Genomic DNA, 3,319 nt, shown 5'->3' with positions numbered 1-3,319 from the left:
GTTTCGACTTCGCGCACAACGCGCCGATGACCGACGAGCAGATCCGCCAGGTCGAAGCGATCGTCAACGCCGAAGTGCTGGCGAACGCGCCGGGCATTGTGAAGGTCATGCCGTTCGACGAAGCGGTGAAGGGCGGCGCGATGGCGCTGTTCGGCGAAAAGTATGGCGACGAAGTACGCGTACTCGACCTCGGTTTCTCGCGCGAACTGTGCGGCGGTACGCACGTGCATCGCACGGGCGACATCGGTCTCTTCAAGATCGTGATGGAAGGCGGCGTGGCTGCCGGTATCCGTCGCGTGGAAGCCATCACGGGCGACAACGCCGTGCGCTTCGTGCAGGATCTCGACGCGCGGATCAATGCCGCTGCGGCCGTGTTGAAGGCGCAGCCGTCGGAACTGACGCAGCGGATCGTGCAGGTGCAGGAGCAGGTAAAGTCGCTCGAGAAGGAACTGAGCGCATTGAAATCGAAGATGGCGTCGAGCCAGGGCGAAGAGCTTGCCGGTCAGGCAATCGACGTAGCCGGCGTGCATGTGCTGGCTGCCACGCTCGAGGGCGCGGACGTGAAAACGCTGCGCGAAACGGTCGACAAGCTGAAGGACAAGCTGAAGAGCGCGGCGATCGTGCTGGCCTCGGTCGAAGGCGGCAAGGTGAGTCTGATTGCCGGTGTCACGGCAGATGCCAGCAAGAAGGTGAAGGCCGGTGAACTGGTCAACTTCGTTGCGCAGCAAGTTGGTGGCAAGGGCGGCGGGCGGCCGGATATGGCGCAAGCCGGCGGCACCGAGCCGGCCAATCTGCCGGCGGCGCTAGCCGGTGTGAAGGGCTGGGTCGAAGCCCAGCTTTGATTCGGGTTTGATCAGGCCAGGCGGGGCGCCGGCACTATGAGCGCGTCCCGCGCGGCCAACGTGTCAGGCAGCCGCTGTGGTTGCAACGGCAGGTGCGTCCAGCGCAGCCTCTTCTGACACCAGCGTCTGCCGCAGCGCGTTCAGCGCGGAGGAAAAATGCCCCCGGCGCCAGATCAGAAGCGTTTCAATCTCTCCAATATCGTGAAGCTCGTGAACGGCGATATTGCTGGCGTCGCCCTGCAAATTCAGCACTGACCTGGGCGCCACCGCCACGCCCGCCCCAGCCGCTACGCACGCCACGATCGCATGGTAAGAACCCAGCTCCAGCACGCGAGCCGGCCTCACGCCATGTTCCAGATACCACTTCTCGATGTACGCCCGGTAAACACACCCGCGCTCGAACGCGATCAGCGTCGATAGCGCGATATCCCGCACTTCGCGAATCGGCCGATGGCCACGCGGCGACAGCATCACCAGCTCTTCGCGGAAAACCGGCACCGTCTCGAACAGTTCGCCGAGCGCCGCAGGATCGGGCGGCGTGGCCACCAGGGCCGCATCTATTTCGAATTCGCGGACACGCTCGATCAGCTTGCCAGTCGTGCCGGTTTCCAGTTCCAGTGCGACATCCGGCCACTGCTGGTGGTAACGCGCGAGCAATCCGGGCAGACGCGTCGCCGCGACGCTTTCCATCGCGCCCAGCCGCAAGCGCCCGCTCGGACGATCCTCGCGCACCGCATGGCGGGCTTCGTCGGCGAGCGCGAGCAGACGTTCGGCGTAAGGCAGCAACGTTTCACCCGCCGGCGTCAAAACGAGACGCCGGCCGTCACGGATGAACAGGTCGGTGCCCAGCTGTTCCTCGAGCTGCTTGATCCGCGTGGTGACGTTCGATTGCACGCGATTGAGCTTGGCAGCGGCGCGCGTCACGCCATTTTCGCGCACGACAGCCCGAAAAATGGTCAAGGCGGCCAGATCCATGATTCTCTCCTGGCGATGGGTGGCATTCTAATTATTCATTTTTCGTGATTGAAAGGTCAAGCTAAGATTGATTCAAGCGTCCGGTAACCGCCGGTCCGAATCCATGGATTGCCTGCTCATGAACGATCTCGCTTCCAGTGCATACGACGTTGCTGTCGAACGTCATGCCGCCCGCCGCGCGGCGCTTGCCTGCATGATTACCTTGGCCGTCGTGCTCGGCGTCGGGCGCTTTGCGTTCACGCCGCTGCTGCCGCTGATGCTGCACGGCAGCCACTTCGGCCAGCCGCAAATCGATATCCAGCACGGCGGCTGGCTTGCGTCGTTCAACTACGCGGGTTATTTCGTCGGTGCGGTTGCTTGCGCGGCGCTGCGGGTCGAGCCTGCGCGCATGGTGCGGGTCGGGCTTGTAGCGACGGTCTTGCTGACGTTGGCGATGGGTGTAACCAGTCAATTCTGGGTGTGGGCCGTGGTCCGATTTGTCGCCGGCGCGGTCAGCGCCTGGACCTTCGTATTCGCGTCGCAATGGGGCTTGCGGCGGCTCGCCGAACTTGGCGCGCACGGATGCGCCGGGGTGATCTATACGGGTCCGGGCGTGGGCATCGTCGGGACGGGCTTGCTGGTCAGCGCCGCCGGCGGTTACGGCGCGATGGCCGGTTGGATCGGCTTCGGGTTGATATCGGCGGTGCTTTCGATCGTCGTCTGGCCCGTGTTCAGAACCGTGACCCACGCCGCCTCGAGCGCTGCGGTGCCCACTGCGGGCGGGGCAAACTCCGCCGCTCACGCAAATCAGCGCCCTGCGGCCAGCCAAAGCACCGCCACCGACCACCCCTCGCACCGCGCCGACTCCTTCTGGCTGATCCTGCTCTACGGCGTGCCCGGTTTCGGCTACATCATCACCGCGACGTTCCTGCCGGTGATCGCGCGCCACGCGCTGCCGGGCTCGTTCTGGCCCGATCTGTTCTGGCCGATGTTTGGCGCGGCTCTGGTCGTCGGCGCGTTGCTCGCGGCACGCCTGCCGATGCATTGGGACAACCGCTCGCTGCTCGCCGGTTGTTACGTGCTGCAAGCAGCAGGGATTGCGCTTGGCATCGTCTGGCCGACGGCGGGCGGCTTTTCGCTCGGCAGCATCCTGATCGGTCTGCCATTCACCGCGATCACCCTGTTCGCGATGCGCGAAGCCCGGCGCCTGCGTGGCGACGCCGCGGCCGGCCTGATGGGTTATGCAACCGCGGCGTATGGCATCGGGCAGATCGTCGGCCCGCTGGTGGCCGCGCCGATCGCCGAACATACCGGCTCCTTTTCGCTGGCGTTGTCGCTAGCGGCTGGGGCGTTGCTGGTGGGCGCAGTCGGACTGATCATCGTCGCGCGCATGCCGCGTGGACGCGGCCGCACGCCCGATTGCGGCTGCAGCTGAGGGCTTTCATCGCCCGGCGCAAAGATACTCGCTCCAGGCGCGCCGTCCCCACCGTCCCCACCAACCCCACCAACCCCACCAACCCCAC

General features: G+C 65.3%; 3 protein-coding genes. 2 read left to right on the top strand and 1 reads right to left on the bottom strand.

Annotation, left to right across the window (positions count from 1 at the left end):
- On the top strand, nucleotides 1-842 hold an 842-nt coding region (locus QOC89_RS23300; protein WP_323047175.1), incomplete at its 5' end, for a DHHA1 domain-containing protein.
- Nucleotides 843-905: 63 nt separating this feature from the next.
- Here QOC89_RS23300 and QOC89_RS23295 read toward each other — a convergent pair.
- A complete protein-coding gene (locus QOC89_RS23295; protein ID WP_323047174.1) occupies nucleotides 906-1,817 on the bottom strand; it encodes a LysR family transcriptional regulator in 912 nt (303 codons plus the stop codon).
- A gap of 118 nt (nucleotides 1,818-1,935) precedes the next feature.
- On the opposite strand from QOC89_RS23295, the gene QOC89_RS23290 reads away from it, so the two are divergent.
- On the top strand, nucleotides 1,936-3,231 hold the full coding sequence (locus tag QOC89_RS23290; protein WP_323047173.1) for a YbfB/YjiJ family MFS transporter: 1,296 nt from the start codon (nucleotides 1,936-1,938) through the stop codon (nucleotides 3,229-3,231).
- Nucleotides 3,232-3,319: the final 88 nt, after the last annotated feature.

The sequence above is a fragment of the Paraburkholderia sp. genome (assembly GCF_034668105.1).
Taxonomy (GTDB): domain Bacteria; phylum Pseudomonadota; class Gammaproteobacteria; order Burkholderiales; family Burkholderiaceae; genus Paraburkholderia.
This window is presented reverse-complemented; position numbering and strand designations above follow the sequence as displayed.